This window comes from Glutamicibacter sp. AOP12-B1-11 (assembly GCF_052379245.1).
GTDB lineage: Bacteria > Actinomycetota > Actinomycetes > Actinomycetales > Micrococcaceae > Glutamicibacter.
In genome coordinates this window covers 1-14,416 of record NZ_JBQSYL010000010.1, presented here as the reverse complement: position 1 = coordinate 14,416, position 14,416 = coordinate 1, and the positions used below count along the sequence as shown (strand labels likewise).

The window sequence follows — 14,416 nt, the reverse complement described above, 5'->3', positions numbered from 1 at the left end:
GGCGTGCTTATTCTGTTGCCGCCTTCCGAAGGTAAGACCGCCCACGCCGAAGGCGCTGTGTTTGAAATCGAAGACCTCTCCTTCCCGGAGCTCGTCGCCGAACGCGGTCAGGTCCTGTCGGCTCTCGCGGAAGTGTCGGCTCGCGAAGATGCCATGGAAGTTCTTGGCGTGGGAGCGTCGCTGGCCAAAGAGGTAGCCCGCAATATTAATCTGCATACCGAACCTTCCGCCCGGGCGCACGACATCTACTCGGGTGTGCTCTTCGAAGCCTTGAATTATGCTTCGCTGGATGAATCCTCGCAGCGGCGCGCCGACGAATCGATTATCGTGGTATCCGCCCTCTGGGGTGCCGTGCGCTTTGCGGACCGGATCCCGCCCTACCGGTTGTCCATGTCGGCGAAGCTCGAACCGCTGGGCAAGCTGGCCAGCTGGTGGAAGAAGCGGCTGACGCCGGTGCTTGACGAGGTCGCCGCCGGGCAGCTGATCGTGGATGCACGCTCCAGCACCTACGCCGCCGCGTACAAACCGAGCAATGGCAATTGCGTTGCGGTGAATGTGTTCCAGCTGCGCAATGGCGTCCCGAAGGTGGTTTCGCATTTCGCCAAGCACACCCGTGGCCAGGTCGCGCGCTTCTTGGTGGAGCAGCCCGTTGCCCCGCAGAACCCGGAGGAACTACTCGCGCTGGCCAAGACCAAATGGGAAGCGAGCCTAGTCGAAGACAAAAAGGGCCTCGCGCTCAACATCCTGCTTTCCGCGGATCACCAGTTCACCACCGCAAAATAGCCGTTCCGTTTGATCGCCATCGCCGCTAGGGGCACGGATGGGCGATATGTCCCGCCGAATCATTGCCTCTGCTGAACGGCTGCCGAGGATTCGAAGCAGAGACGCTGGAAATCCGCATTCGCAGAACACGTCCTGGCGACAGGTCGCCCTCCTCTGGTGCTGCATTTGGACCACAGTTGGTCATCGCCACGCGCATAGCACCATCGCAGGCAGGGGGAGGTTTCGACACCCTGCCTCGATTCTAGGAATCACAGGTTCACCTGCTGTTCTCTTTCGAGACATTATCGTGGCGTTAGCTGGGTCCATCGGCGAAATTCTCTGCCGGACCACACGCTCACAGCCTGAAGGTAGACATGTCTCCAATGATGAATGCCACACCGTGGCTACGCCGCGGCTCGGTGGCCGCAGCAGTGATAGCTCTGCTGGGAAGCACACTCGTCCCAGCGCAAGCAGCACCAATCGATTCAGCTGCGGAATCGGAAAATTCGGTGGTAGTTTCGACCGAAAGCACTCAATGGAAATATCTCGACGATGGCACCGATCCTGCCGCCGGACAGCCGAATCTGGATGTCTGGACTGCAACCGATTTCGACGATAGTACCTGGAAAAGCGCGACGGGCAGCTTTGGCGCAAAGCATGGTTCTTTGGGTGCCGTCGGCCCCTACACTCCGAAGACACTGCTGAACCATTACCTCGGCGGGCAAACCGGCACCGCTACCCCGGCATATTTCTTCCGAACCCAGTTCGAATTGCCTGAAGGCGGCGCGGATGATTTCCTGACCATCACCGGTGAGGTAGTTTACGATGACGCCTTGGTCATGTGGATCAACGGCACCAAGGTGGCAGGATTCCTCGATGACCGGCTCACCGGCGAAAGCAATCAAGAATACGCCGGTGCCAGCAACGGTAATCCCGTATCGAGCAGCTTCGAAGTTCCAGCAGATGTACTTGTTGACGGAGTCAACACGGTCGCGATTAGTCTGCATAACGACCGCGCTGGCAGTTCCGACATCTATCTGGACGTTCCCGAGCTGAGCCTCAACGTCACCGAGGATATCGACCCGATCTCGCGGGTCATCCTGACGCCAACGGAGACTCCGGATAGGTCCCAGTACGTTTCTTGGATGGCCGGCAGCGCCGGCGCCGCGACGGGAACGGTCGAATTCCGCGAGACCTCAGGCGAAGACGTGCTCACCGTAGCTGCAGAATTCATCGACCCGGTTAACGGTAATCCGCTGCCGCACTTCTCTGCCGAGCTCAAGGATCTCAAACCTGGAACGAGCTACTCCTACCGTGTGGCCAACGGCTCCAACACCAGCGAATGGAACTCCTTCACCACGGCAGACACCGCGGTCACCGATTTCCAATATATTTACTACGGTGATGCGCAGATCGGCCTCGATACCACGTGGCCAAAGGTCGTCGCTCAAGCCCAGGAGACCGCCCCCGACGCCGTCGGATCGGTTCACGCCGGTGATCTCATCAACACCGGCAGCAATGAGAACGAATGGGACAACTGGTTCAAGGGCATGGAGCAGTCCGCCGCCACAGCTAACGTGATGGCGGCACCGGGCAACCACGAATACTCCGGGGATAACAAACTCTCCGCCTGGAAAGCCAACTTCGAATACCCACGGAACAACCCGTCGGTGGAAACCGCTGGCGAGCTTGCCAAGCTCACCATTGGCGATACGGCCGCTGCCGCGCAGTACCGCGCACTTTTTGAGCACTGGACCACTTTCGCCGAAGAAACCGTGTACTTCACCGATTATCAAGGCGTGCGGTTCATCACTGTAAACGCTACTCGCGACGCGGGCTTCCTCACTCCGGATAACCTGCCCGCCTGCTCCGGGGACGACTGCCCGGCCAGTAAAATCTCCACCCTCTGGGTGCAGTTCCAAGCCGCGTGGATGGATCACATCCTGGAAAACAGCAAATCCAAGTGGAATGTTGTCACCTTCCACCAGCCGGTCTATTCGGCTTCGGCGGGCCGCAACGAGCCGGTACTTCGCGAGGAATGGGTTCCCGTCTTCCAGAAGCACAACATCGATCTCGTCCAGATGGGCCACGACCACGTTTACTCACGTGGCTACAACAATGACAACGTCACCGATTTCGCTGGTGTCACCAATGGTCCGGTGTACATCGTGTCGAACTCTGGCGCTAAGCACTACGATTTGGCCGACGAGAACGACAACGTCTGGACGCAGAACAATGCCACGCAGGTGAAGCGTGGCGAGGACTTCACGACCTATCAGGTGATCGATGTCGCCGAGGATACTTTGACCTACAAGTCCTATTTGGCTGAAAAGACCGCATCGTCCACCACCGATCTGGCCATCGGAGAGGTCTACGACAGCTTCACCGTGACCAAAAACGATTCCGGAACCAAGTGGGTAACCGAGGCTGGCGTCGAGGTTCCCGTGGTTGAGGAAGCGATCGATGTGGAGCTGAGCGTTTCGAGCCGATGCATCGGCAAGAACACGATGCTTAACGTCAACGCGACGAACAATGAGGATTCGCCGATTACCCTGCAGGTTTCCAGCGAATTCGGAAACAAGAAGATGAATAATGTGGGACCGGGCAAGTCCGCTTCGGCTCCGCTCAACGCAGGAAAGGCACCTTTGGAGGCTGGCAGCGTCACCGTGACAGCATCCAGCGGTACAGCTGAAGTCGCCAAGGAAGTTTCCTACGATGCATTGAGCTGCAAGTAGGAAAGCCAGCTTGCACGAAGAGCTCGCAACCTAGGCAATTGACCGCCAGGAAATAGTTTTGGTCGGTAACCTTTCAGGGGTTACCGGCCAATCTGCTTAACCCGCCTGGGCTACCAGCTCGACCTCAAAACCGGCGGCGTCCGCCAGGTACGCGGCGTAGTGCTCGGCTCCCCCAGCGTGCGGATGCTCCGCGGGGAACAGCAGAGTGAAGCCGTGCTCGAGCGCCTCGGCGGTCAGCTCATCGACCTGCGCGCGGCTTCCGGCATGGAACGCCAGATGGTTCATTCCCGGCGCGCACCGTTGATGCGGCGCATCGATCACGTCCAGCCCGGATTCGAGCACGATGTAGAAGTCCTGCTGTCGATAGCTGACGCCGCTGGCCCACGTGGACTCGACGTCGAATCCCAAGCGCAGCAACAGCCAGCCCAATGAGCTGGTGCTGGCACGCAGGTCGGCCACCCAGAGTTCGAGATGATGCAGCATCGCTACGGGGTGAGCACGAAGTCCCAAGGGTCGGAGTTTATCTGCGACACCTCGATCTCCACCTCGTGGCCCAGATCCTGCAAGACGTTCTGCAGCGCCCGGGCCCCGGCCGAAAGCCAGACCCATTCGGAGGCAAAATGCGACACATCGATGAGGAAAGGGTGTCCCCCATCGGCAGATTCACGGGCTTCGCTGGCCGGGTGGTGGCGCAAATCCGCGGTGACATAGACATCGGCCTTGTGCGCGCGCACCGCGTCAAAGAGGGAATCTCCGGCCCCGCCGCACAGGGCGACCTTGCGGACGATGCCCAGACGCTCACCAGCGACGCGGACGCCACCGGCTACCGCTGGCAGCACGGTATACACGCGTTCGGCGAAGTCCTCGAGCTTCATCGGCTTGTCGAGGTAGCCAACTCGTCCCAGGCCCTCTTCGGGCAGGCCGTCCTTGGTTTCGACCAGCGGCACGCAGTCTGTGAGGCCGAAGGCGTCGGCCAGGGCATCATTCACGCCACCGATCGCATTGTCGGCGTTGGTGTGGGCGGTCAACAAGGCGGTGCCTGTTTCGATCAGCCGGTGAATTGCCTCGCCCTTGAAGCTGGTGCCCGCCACCTGGGTCACTCCGCGCAATAACAGCGGGTGGTGGGTGATCAGCAGATCGGCGTCGCGTGCAATCGCATCGTTGATGACCTCCAAGGTCGGGTCCACCGCTAGGACGATCTTCGTCACCTTGGCGGTGGTGCGGCCGGTGACCAGGCCTACGGCATCCCAATCTTCGGCCAGCGACTGCGGCCACAGCTCTTCCGCGGCCTCAAGCACTTCGCCCAGGGTCGTGGCACCGGTTCTCGCGTCGGCCTCGACGTTCTCTGCCGCTTCATCGCTCACGGAAGACAGGTTGGCGGACGGGGAAGCAGGGTTCTTCTGCTCCGGATCCTGCGGGGTATTAGCCTTGCTCTGCATGCTTCCACCCTACGCGGTGCAGCCCGCTCAGGAACATAATGCAACGCCGCGACGTTATGGACTCTGTGAGTATTCTCAGATTAGACACGCCCCATCGTTTCTCTGCCCGAATGACCGTGGCGGACACCGAACTGACGACCTTTGTCCTTGCCGGAGGCTGCTTTTGGTGCCTCGACGCCGTGTACCAGCGCACTCGTGGCGTGCACGCGGTGCTCTCCGGGTACCAGGGCGGACATACCAGCAATCCGGATTACCGGCAGGTGTGTTCCGGCACCTCCGGCCACGCCGAGGTGGTTGCGGTCATCTTTGATGCACAGGTGGTTCCCGCCGAAGTCATCCTGGACATGTTCTTCACCGTGCACGACCCGACGACGCTCAACCGCCAAGGCTATGACGTGGGCACGCAGTATCGTTCGGCGATGTTCCCGTTGGATGAAAGCCAGCGCGAGGTCTTCGAGGCGAGCATGCAAAAGTACGCGGCACTCTACCCGGGACCGATCGTGACGACTATCGAGGAGTCGAAAGATTTCTACCCGGCCGAGCAAGTGCACCAAGATTACTACTCGGAGAACCAAGAAGTCGGGTATTGCCGAGTCATTATTGACCCGAAGCTCGCAAAAGTCAGGAAATATTACGCCCAATGGCTTAACGAGAGCTAAGCGGCGAGCGAGCCGATTAGGGTTAGCAGTGAAACTTTAAGGACGAAACGCCGTATTCACGGCCTTCTCCAACCACCCTCGCCGGGCATCAGCGGCCTGCATCGAGTCACGTAAGGATTGCGTATACATGGGCAAGATCTACAACAACGTCACCGAGATCATCGGAAACACCCCCCTGGTGAAGCTCAACCGCTTAGGTGAAGGGCTGCCAGGCAGCGTCGCGGTGAAGCTGGAGTTCTACAATCCAGCCAACTCGGTCAAGGACCGCATCGGCGTAGCCATCGTCGATGCCGCCGAAAAGTCTGGTGGCTTGAAGCCAGGCGGCACCATCGTTGAAGGCACCAGCGGCAACACCGGCATCGCACTGGCCATGGTTGGCGCGGCCCGCGGCTACAAGGTCATCCTGACCATGCCGGAGACCATGTCCACCGAGCGTCGCGTGATGCTGCGCGCCTACGGTGCCGAGATCGTGCTGACCCCGGGTGCCGACGGCATGCGCGGTGCGGTAGAAAAGGCCAAGGAAATCGTGGCCACCTCGGAGAACGCCATCTGGGCCCAGCAGTTCGCGAACACCGCGAACCCACAGGTGCACGCGGACACCACCGGCCCGGAGATCTGGGCAGATACCGATGGCAAGATCGACGTGCTCGTGGCCGGCATCGGTACCGGTGGCACCATCACTGGTGCGGGCCGCTACCTGAAGGAAAAGAACCCCAACCTCAAGATCGTTGCGGTCGAGCCAAAGGATTCACCAATCCTCAACGGCGGCAAGCCAGGCCCGCACAAGATCCAGGGTCTGGGCGCGAACTTCATCCCCGAGGTGCTCGACACCGACCTGTATGACGAGGTGCTCGACGCCTCGATCGAGGATTCGGTCTCGGTGGCACGTGACCTGGGCGTTAAGGAAGGCATCCTCGGCGGCATTTCCGCCGGTGCCGCCGTCTGGGGCGCCCTGCAGATCGCGGCCCGCGAAGAGAACGCCGGCAAGCAGATCGTCACCGTGATCCCCGACTTTGGCGAGCGCTACATCTCCACCCTGCTCTTCGATGACATCCGCGGCTAAGAAATAGTTTCTTTCTTCGCGAATAAATCGGCGTGACCCGTCGTTGGATCTTAATAGGTCCGCGGTGCGGTTTGCGCCGATTTGTCATGTGCCCAATTCAGCGGCACCTCAGCATGCAGCACGCACTAAGGTTGTTTATATGAGTTTTTTCTCCCGGTTACGTGAAGACCTCGCCAACGCCCGCTCCCATGACCCGGCAGCACGCAGCGATACCGAGAACTTCTTCGTGTATTCAGGATTGCATGCCATCTGGATCCACCGGCTGGCGCATAAGATGTGGCAGAACCCCTCGCTACGCTGGCCGGCCAGGCTGCTCTCGCAGGCGAACCGTGCAATCACCGGCATCGAGATCCACCCCGGTGCCACGATTGGGCGGCGCTTCTTCATCGACCACGGCATGGGAATCGTCATCGGCGAAACCGCCGAGATCGGCGACGACGTGATGCTTTATCACGGAGTGACCCTGGGCGGCCGGTCGCTGGCCAAGACCAAACGCCACCCGACCATCGAAGACCGCGTGGTCATCGGTGCCGGCGCCAAGATCCTGGGCCCGATCACCATCGGCGCCGACTCGGCCGTTGGCGCGAACGCGGTGGTGGTCAAGGACGCACCGGCAGGTTCGATCGTCACCGGAATTCCGGCGCAGAACCGACCGCGCAAGCCAGACGAGCATAAGCCCGCGGTGGATCCTGCGGAGTATATCGACCCGGCGATGTGGATCTGATCCCCCACTGAGACCCCTGCGGTGGCCCGGTGCCTTGGCATAGCGACAGTTGCGCCAAGGCACCGGGCCACCGGCATTTAACCTGCTCCACGAATAGGCGCCGGCAAGTTATGGCAACCAGTGGACTGCCCGATCTGGCCCCTGAAGGCGTTTCGCTAGCAGGCAGCCGAAGCGGCATATGAGACCAACCACCTTCAGTGGCCGGGACACCAGACGGTAGACGAGCTTCCGCGCAACTGCCTAGCTGCTCAGTTTACGGAGATTAGCGTCGACCAAGACACGTCGATCACGCATAACCCATCGTCGGTTTCGCGATAAAAGACGTCTCCCGGATAGTCGGTGCCGGGCACTGCTCCTTCGGGAAGACCCTCTAGATTGATGCTCCACTGAGGGTCGAGCGCCACTTGATCAACCCAATGCCCGGCGAAAAACTCCTCCGGCTCGCCAGCGGAAAGCCCCGACCAATCGCTGGGCGCACCGAGATCCGCAACGGAATCCTCGCAGACAGTGCCTGATGTTTCGCCCGATGCCAAATCGCTCACAAGCTGCTCGGTCGTTCGAATCACCTCGGCCCCATCGTTTCCCCAGATCAGGCTGTCAACTGTGCATCCAGTCAAGAATGCCGCGAGCGTACCTACCGAAATTCCGTACACGGCTCTGCGAATCGGTGTCATGCTCCAAACCTACCGCCCTGCTTGCCCAATCTGCGTATGAAAGCTGAGCAACGAATGTTAGCCGCGGGATCTGAATCCTTTTACTGAGGTAGCCTTTCGTTAACGTCCACCCGGAAGGTTCGAGAATGCGTATGCGTAGGATGTCTGCAGCGGTCATTGGCATCGGTGGGGTACTGGCCCTCACCGCGTGCTCCGGGCATAGCGGAATTCAGGCACTGGAGGAACAATTCGCTTCCGAGGATGCACTTCCCGCAGCGATTGATTTGGGAGACACCATTGACCGGGAAAGTTCAAGGCTCCTGACTACCCACGAACAGGTACGCTATTTCGCTGCGAGGTCAGCTGATTCCTCGATCGGATGCATCATCGTTGTTCCCCCTGACGCAGATCCCCATTGGTTTTCCGGCTGTGGTTCGCTGGGAGCAACCGACGTGATAGTGCCCGCGTCGGCTCCACCCAGCAACAGGGCGGCTTCCCTCGTCAGGGATGACTCTGACACGCGGGCGCTGGAATCCGAAGGATGGATCAGGATTCACGACAATGTCCTCATCCCCAGCCCGTAGCGACGTTCCTTCAACTTCTGCGGCCCCACCGCGACAAGGACAACGGTTGAACGCTTAAAGCACCTGGGACCAACGCATACGCGTTGGTCCCAGGTGCTTTTTGGTGGAGCGAAAAGCTACTCGGCCAAGGTGTGCGACTCTTTGCCGCTGCCCGCGATGACCTCGACCTGCTCATCGGCAGGATCCTGTGCCTGCGCGCCGAGCTTGCCGCGGGTGAGCTTGTGCATGATCAACGCGATGGCGCCGTCGCCGGTCACGTTGGTGGCGGTGCCGAAGCTGTCCAGCGCGATGTAGGCGGCGAACATCAGGCCAACCTCGACCTCGCCGAAGCCGAGCATCTGCGCCAGCAGGCCAGCGGCAGCCGCGATGGCACCGCCGGGAACGCCAGGAGCGGCGATCATCATGACACCGAGCATCAGGATGAATGGCAGGAATGCGCCGAAGGAGACATTGCCGCCGGTGAGCAGCAGCACGGCCAGGGAGAAGCAGGTGATTTTGACCATCGAGCCGGAGAGGTGGATGGTCGCACCCAGTGGCACCACGAAGCCTGCCACCGAATCGGAGACGCCGTTCTTCTTCGCCGAGGCGAGGGTCACCGGAATGGTGGCCGCCGAAGAGGAGGTACCCAGGGCGGTGAAGTATGCGTCACGCATATTCCACAGCGCCTTCAGCGGGTTCTGCCCGGTCATCGAACCGGCCACCGTGTACTGGACCAGCAGCACCACAAGGGTCAGCGCGAAGGAGACCACGGCCACGAGCAGGAACTTGGTCACCACGGTCACGGCCGAGCCGCTGGCCGAGAGGTCAAGGAAGATTCCGAAGATGAACAGCGGCAGTGCCGGGACGATAATGCGGCGGATTACCATCTCGATGATGGTGCGGAATTCGACGGCACCGCGGAAGAGCACGGTGCTGCGGAATGCGGTCAGGCCGATGCCGATCACGAACGCGAGGATCAACGCGCTCATCACACCGATGACTGGTTCCAAGACGATCTCGGTGGCCCCGTCGCCGGCGGATGTCACCAGCGAGATGTAGGCCTCGAACCCGGATCCGGAGTCCTCGCCGAGGGTTTCCACGCCGCCGCCGCTGAGCGAGGCGGTGAACAGCCAGCGGCCCACGAAGTAGGCGAGCAGGCCGGCCAGAACGGTGGAGGAGTAAGCGATCAGCGCCGTCACGCCGAGCCACTTACCGGCACCCTTGCCCAGCTCGGCGATCGCGGGCATCACCAGGCCCAAGATGATCAGCGGCACGATGAAGCTCAGGAATCCCGAGAAGATCGAGTTGTAGGTGAGGAACGCGCTGCCCAGCCACACCGGCATCACCGGCCCAAGCAGAATACCCAGGACGATAGCAACAAGGATCCACCCAAGCAGTGGGATCTTTTTCAACAGGTTCATGTGCTTCTTTCATGGTGACGAATGATGTGTGACGAGCCGAGGGGCGTCGAGACCACGGGTTTTGTGGCGCACGCCATGCATCCACCATGTTATGGCCTACACTCGGTTCTTAGAAACCATGAGCCAGGTCATATGGATGAGACGTGGCTCAATGCCGCCAACTCTCGCCTTTTGTCCAGAGAATCCCGCGCTTTGGCGAATCCACGCAGCGTTCCGTCTCCGAACAACGGTTAAACGCTAGCGCTCCAGCCCGTGGAGGGACACCAGGTTACCTGCACCGCGTCATATTCTGCCACGGCGCTACCCCCGGCTTTAATGAGAGACACCAACCTATCCGCCCATGACTTGGAGCACCTCGATATGTTTTCCGGGCTCAGCGCCTTCCCCCTCACTCCCCTGGTCGAGGACAGCCTCGACGAGCCACGCTTCACCGCGCTCATCGAGCGGCTATCTGGCAGCGGCGTCGACTCGATCACCGTGCTCGGCTCCACCGGCATGTACGCCTATCTCGATCCCGGCGAGCGCGCCCGGGCAGCCGAGCTGGCGGTGCCTGCCGCCAACGGAACGCCGGTAGCCGTGGGCGTCGGTGCGCTGCGCACCTCGCAGGTCTTGGCGAATGTGCGTTCGGCCGAGCTGGCCGGGGCCCAAGGACTGCTCCTGGCCCCGGTCAGCTATCAGCCGCTGACCGAAGATGAGGTGTTCGCCCTGTTTGCCGCGGTCTGCGCGGCGAGCACGCTGCCGGTGATCCTCTATGACAACCCGGGCACCACCCATTTCAACTTCAGCCTGGAGCTCTACGCGCGCATTGGCGCCCTGCCAAATGTCGCGTCGATCAAGATCCCGCCACTGCCGGCCAACCCGCAAGCAGCACGCGAGCACGTCGCAGCCATCCGTTCGGTGATCCCGGCGGAGGTCACCCTGGGGATTTCGGGAGATGCCGTCGCCGCCGCGGGACTGGCCGCCGGATGCGACGGATGGTACAGCGTGCTCGCCGGGACCCTGCCGGAGCTGGCGCTGCGGATCTCCAAGCCGGCCAGCGAGTCAGACCATGAGCGTGCGCTCGCCGAATCGGGGCAGCTTGCCAGCCTGTGGGAGTTCTACACCGCCTGCGGCGGCAGCGCCCGCGCCATCGCGGGACTGGCCCGGGAACTCGGCATGGTCTCGGACTCCGCCCTGCCGGCCCCGTTGCACAATCTGAGCGAGGAACTGCGCACCCGGGCCAGGGAGCTGCTGCGGGAACTGGGTAGGATTTAGCTCATGACCCAGCATCCTGCAGATACCCACGACCTGATCCGCGTCCGCCAAGCACGGGAGAACAATCTGCAGGGTGTGGATGCGGACATCCCCAAGCGCCGCATCACGGCTTTTACCGGGGTCTCCGGTTCGGGCAAGTCTTCGCTGGTCTTCGGCACCATTGCCGCGGAGTCGCAACGGCTGATCAACGAAACCTACACCTCCTTCGTCCAGTCCTTCATGCCCTCGATGCCTCGGCCCGATGTCGAGGTGCTGGAAAACCTGTCGGCGGCGATCGTGGTGGATCAAGAGCGCATGGGGGCGAACTCGCGCTCCACCGTGGGCACCGCCACCGACGCGTACTCGCTGCTGCGCGTGCTCTACTCGCGCTATTCCACGCCGAGCGCCGGTGGGGCCGGAGCGTACTCGTTCAACCTCGGCGAGGGGGCCTGCGCGACCTGCGAGGGATTTGGCACGGAGGCGAGCATCGACCTGGACGAACTGCTCGACTGGGATAAAACGCTGGCCGAGGGCGCCATCACGGCCCCGAACTTCGCCCCGGATTCCTGGCTCTGGCAGACGCTGACCGCGGGCACCGAGCCGGACCTGCAGGTGAAGCTCAAGGACATGCCCAAGGACATGCTGGAGCGGATGCTCTACGCGGAGCCGGGCAAGGTCAAGCTCAACGGGGCGAATATGAGCTACTCCGGGCTGATCACCCGGATCAAGTCCAACTACATCCACTCGGGCCGGGAGATCAAGCAGGCGCATATCCGGGATTGGATCGAGCGGATCTCCACCACCGCACCCTGCGCGGCCTGCAACGGCTCGCGGTTGAGCGAAAAGGCGCGCGCCTCGAAGATTGCGGGCCTGGGCATCGCCCAGATGACCGCCATGCAGGTTACCGACCTGCATGCGCAGCTCGCGAAGCTGGTGATCGAGGACGCCGCTCCGCTGCTGGCCAATCTGCGCGCGATTCTCGCGTCCATGATCCAGATCGGCTTGGGCTACATCTCCCTGGACCGCCCGGCCGGCACCCTCTCCGGAGGCGAGGCGCAGCGCAGCGCGTGAAGATGATCCGCCATCTGGGCAGCGCGCTTTCCGATGTCACCTACGTCTTCGACGAACCCACGGTGGGATTGCACCCGCACGATATCCAGCGCATGAACCACCTGCTGCGCGACCTGCGCGACAAGGGCAATACGGTGCTGGTCGTCGAGCACAAGCCCGAGGTCATCAAGATCGCCGACCATGTGATCGACCTCGGCCCCGGCGCCGGGCTGCACGGCGGCAATATCAGCTACGCGGGCAACCTGGCAGGCCTGCTGGCCAGCGACACGGTGACCGGCAGGCACTTCTCCGCCCGGGTGCCAATGAAGCAAAATGTGCGCAGCGGCAAGGATCCGCTGCAGATCCGCGCGGCCAGCACGCACAACCTGAAGAATATCGACGTGGACATCCCGCGCGGCGTGCTGTGCGCGATCACCGGGGTGGCCGGCTCCGGAAAGTCCACGCTCATCCACAGCACCATCTCCAAGCGCGAGGACGTCGCGGTGGTGGACCAGTCCGCCATTCGCGGCTCCCGGCGCAGCAACCCGGCAACCTACACCTCGATCCTGGACCCGATCCGCGCGGCCTTCGCCAAGGCCAATTCCGTCAAGCCGGCGCTGTTCAGCGCCAACTCGGAAGGGGCCTGCCCGAACTGCAACGGGGTGGGCTTCACCTACACCGATCTGGCCACCATGGCCGGAGTGCAACTGCGCTGCGAGGTCTGCGAAGGCAAGCGCTACACCGCGAAGGTCCTCGAATACCGCTTGGACGGGCTGAACATCGCCGAGGTGCTCAACCTGAGCATCGAACAAGCGTTCGATCAGCTCAAGGTCCCCAAGGCCAAGGCGATGCTCGAACGGCTGAACCAGGTGGGCCTGGGCTACATCAAGCTCGGCCAACCGCTGAACACCCTCTCCGGCGGCGAACGCCAGCGCCTGAAGCTGGCGATCAACCTGGGCAAGGGGCAGGGAACCTACATCCTGGACGAACCCACCACCGGCCTGCACATGGCGGACGTGGATCGGCTGCTGGGATTGCTCGATGAAATGGTGGACGAAGGCAATACGGTGATCGTGATCGAACACCATCTGGCCGTGGTCGCCCACGCGGACTGGGTAATCGATCTGGGCCCGGGCGCCGGCCACGACGGCGGCAGCATCGTCTTCGAAGGGACCCCGGCGCAGCTGGCCGGCTCCGGCACGCTCACCGGCCAGCACCTGGCCGAATACACCGCCGGCTAGCCCATGGACTACACCCTGCGCGCCCCCGAACCGGCGGACGTCGAGGCGCTTGCCCAGCTGCATACCCGCTGCTGGAAGCAAAGCTACGCCAACCAGCTGCCGGCCGATTACTTCACCCCGGAGCAGCTGGAGTCACGGCGCACCCTCTGGGGGCGCCTGCTCGCCGACCAGAACCCCAAGCTGCGCCGGGTCGTGGCCGAGTCGCAAGGAGAACTGGTCGGTTTCGCGCTCGCCGGGCCGGGACTGGATGGCGAAGACCGGCTGCAGCTGTACAGCCTGTACTTGCTGGCCCAATGCCATGGAAGCGGCATCGGGCAGGGGCTCTTGGACGCGGTGCTGGGAGACGAGCCGGCGGTGCTGTGGGTGGCCCAGGGCAATCCACGGGCCACGGCGTTTTATCGGCGCAACGGATTCGCATTCGACGGGGCCGAAAAGACGGATCCAGGGCTGCCGCAAATGATCGAATTGCGCATGCTTCGCTGAGCGAATCCGCACGGGCCTACAATGAAGTTCGGTGGGTTGCCCGCCGGTTCGAGTTCTTTGCGTGAGGTGAACTGCGATGGAGGAGAATAAGTCCCGGATCGTTAGGGGCTACCGGCAGGATGCGCAAAACCTGCGGCGCTTGCTGCGCACCGCCAGCCGGGCCGACCTGCGCCGGAGCAGCATCGGCACCGGCTGGAGCAATGAGCAGCTGCTCTTCCACATGGTCTTCGGCTACATGGTAGTCCGCGCGCTGATCCCGCTGGTCCACGTCCTGGTGCGCTGCCCGGCCGGGGTGCAGTCCGGATTCTCCCGGCTGCTGAACGCCACGACCCCGCTGTTTCATCCCGTCAACTACGCCGGCTCCTGCGCGGCGGCGCTGGTGTTCAACCA

General features: G+C 62.1%; 12 protein-coding genes and 2 pseudogenes. 10 read left to right on the top strand and 4 right to left on the bottom strand.

Features of this window, described 5'->3' with window-relative positions; translation table 11 throughout:
• Positions 1–3 precede the first annotated feature (3 nt).
• Both ACT3UQ_RS07490 and ACT3UQ_RS07485 read left to right on the top strand, forming a co-directional pair.
• Entirely contained in the window at positions 4–783 is a 780-nt protein-coding gene (locus ACT3UQ_RS07490; RefSeq protein ID WP_444636894.1) for a YaaA family protein, read from the top strand.
• Positions 784–1,136: 353 nt separating this feature from the next.
• Positions 1,137–3,497, top strand: coding sequence for a fibronectin type III domain-containing protein (locus ACT3UQ_RS07485; RefSeq protein WP_444636852.1), 2,361 nt, complete (start codon positions 1,137–1,139; stop codon positions 3,495–3,497).
• Positions 3,498–3,593: 96 nt separating this feature from the next.
• Here ACT3UQ_RS07485 and ACT3UQ_RS07480 read toward each other — a convergent pair whose 3' ends face one another.
• Both ACT3UQ_RS07480 and ACT3UQ_RS07475 read right to left on the bottom strand, forming a co-directional pair.
• Positions 3,594–4,007, bottom strand: coding sequence for a VOC family protein (locus ACT3UQ_RS07480; protein ID WP_444636851.1), 414 nt, complete (start codon positions 4,005–4,007; stop codon positions 3,594–3,596).
• A complete protein-coding gene (locus tag ACT3UQ_RS07475) occupies positions 3,983–4,936 on the bottom strand; it encodes a Nif3-like dinuclear metal center hexameric protein (RefSeq protein WP_105569100.1) in 954 nt (317 codons plus the stop codon). Before ACT3UQ_RS07475 ends, ACT3UQ_RS07480 begins: the two co-directional genes overlap by 25 nt.
• 131 nt (positions 4,937–5,067) lie before the next feature.
• Between ACT3UQ_RS07475 and msrA the strand changes: the two genes are divergently transcribed.
• The 3 genes from msrA to epsC all read left to right on the top strand — a co-directional run bounded on the left by msrA (position 5,068) and on the right by epsC (position 7,382).
• Positions 5,068–5,595: a peptide-methionine (S)-S-oxide reductase MsrA gene (msrA, locus tag ACT3UQ_RS07470; RefSeq protein WP_105649265.1), complete on the top strand. Its 528-nt coding sequence runs from the start codon at positions 5,068–5,070 to the stop codon at positions 5,593–5,595.
• A gap of 127 nt (positions 5,596–5,722) precedes the next feature.
• Positions 5,723–6,658, top strand: a complete 936-nt coding sequence (cysK, locus tag ACT3UQ_RS07465; RefSeq protein ID WP_444636850.1) for a cysteine synthase A — start codon at positions 5,723–5,725, stop codon at positions 6,656–6,658.
• Positions 6,659–6,797: 139 nt separating this feature from the next.
• Positions 6,798–7,382, top strand: a complete 585-nt coding sequence (gene epsC, locus ACT3UQ_RS07460) for a serine O-acetyltransferase EpsC (protein WP_096288809.1) — start codon at positions 6,798–6,800, stop codon at positions 7,380–7,382.
• A gap of 248 nt (positions 7,383–7,630) precedes the next feature.
• Here the strand turns inward: epsC and ACT3UQ_RS07455 are convergent, their stop codons facing one another.
• A complete protein-coding gene (locus tag ACT3UQ_RS07455) occupies positions 7,631–8,056 on the bottom strand; it encodes a hypothetical protein (RefSeq protein ID WP_105552054.1) in 426 nt (141 codons plus the stop codon).
• A 125-nt stretch (positions 8,057–8,181) separates the two neighbouring features.
• Between ACT3UQ_RS07455 and ACT3UQ_RS07450 the strand changes: the two genes are divergently transcribed.
• Positions 8,182–8,619: a hypothetical protein gene (locus ACT3UQ_RS07450; RefSeq protein ID WP_444636849.1), complete on the top strand. Its 438-nt coding sequence runs from the start codon at positions 8,182–8,184 to the stop codon at positions 8,617–8,619.
• Positions 8,620–8,735: 116 nt separating this feature from the next.
• Here ACT3UQ_RS07450 and ACT3UQ_RS07445 read toward each other — a convergent pair whose 3' ends face one another.
• Positions 8,736–10,019 carry a dicarboxylate/amino acid:cation symporter gene (locus tag ACT3UQ_RS07445; protein ID WP_096286954.1) on the bottom strand — a complete coding sequence of 428 codons (1,284 nt, stop codon included), beginning with the start codon at positions 10,017–10,019 and terminating at the stop codon, positions 8,736–8,738.
• 315 nt (positions 10,020–10,334) lie between these two features.
• Here ACT3UQ_RS07445 and ACT3UQ_RS07440 point away from each other — a divergent pair, with 315 nt between their 5' ends.
• From ACT3UQ_RS07440 to ACT3UQ_RS07425, 4 genes and pseudogenes are all read left to right on the top strand, one after another.
• A complete protein-coding gene (locus ACT3UQ_RS07440; protein WP_444636848.1) occupies positions 10,335–11,273 on the top strand; it encodes a dihydrodipicolinate synthase family protein in 939 nt (312 codons plus the stop codon).
• Positions 11,274–11,276: 3 nt separating this feature from the next.
• Positions 11,277–13,543: pseudogene (locus ACT3UQ_RS07435) on the top strand (ATP-binding cassette domain-containing protein).
• Between the two features lie 3 nt (positions 13,544–13,546).
• Positions 13,547–14,026, top strand: coding sequence for a GNAT family N-acetyltransferase (locus ACT3UQ_RS07430; protein ID WP_444636847.1), 480 nt, complete (start codon positions 13,547–13,549; stop codon positions 14,024–14,026).
• 76 nt (positions 14,027–14,102) lie between these two features.
• Positions 14,103–14,416, top strand: a pseudogene (locus ACT3UQ_RS07425) (DinB family protein); the annotation flags it as partial.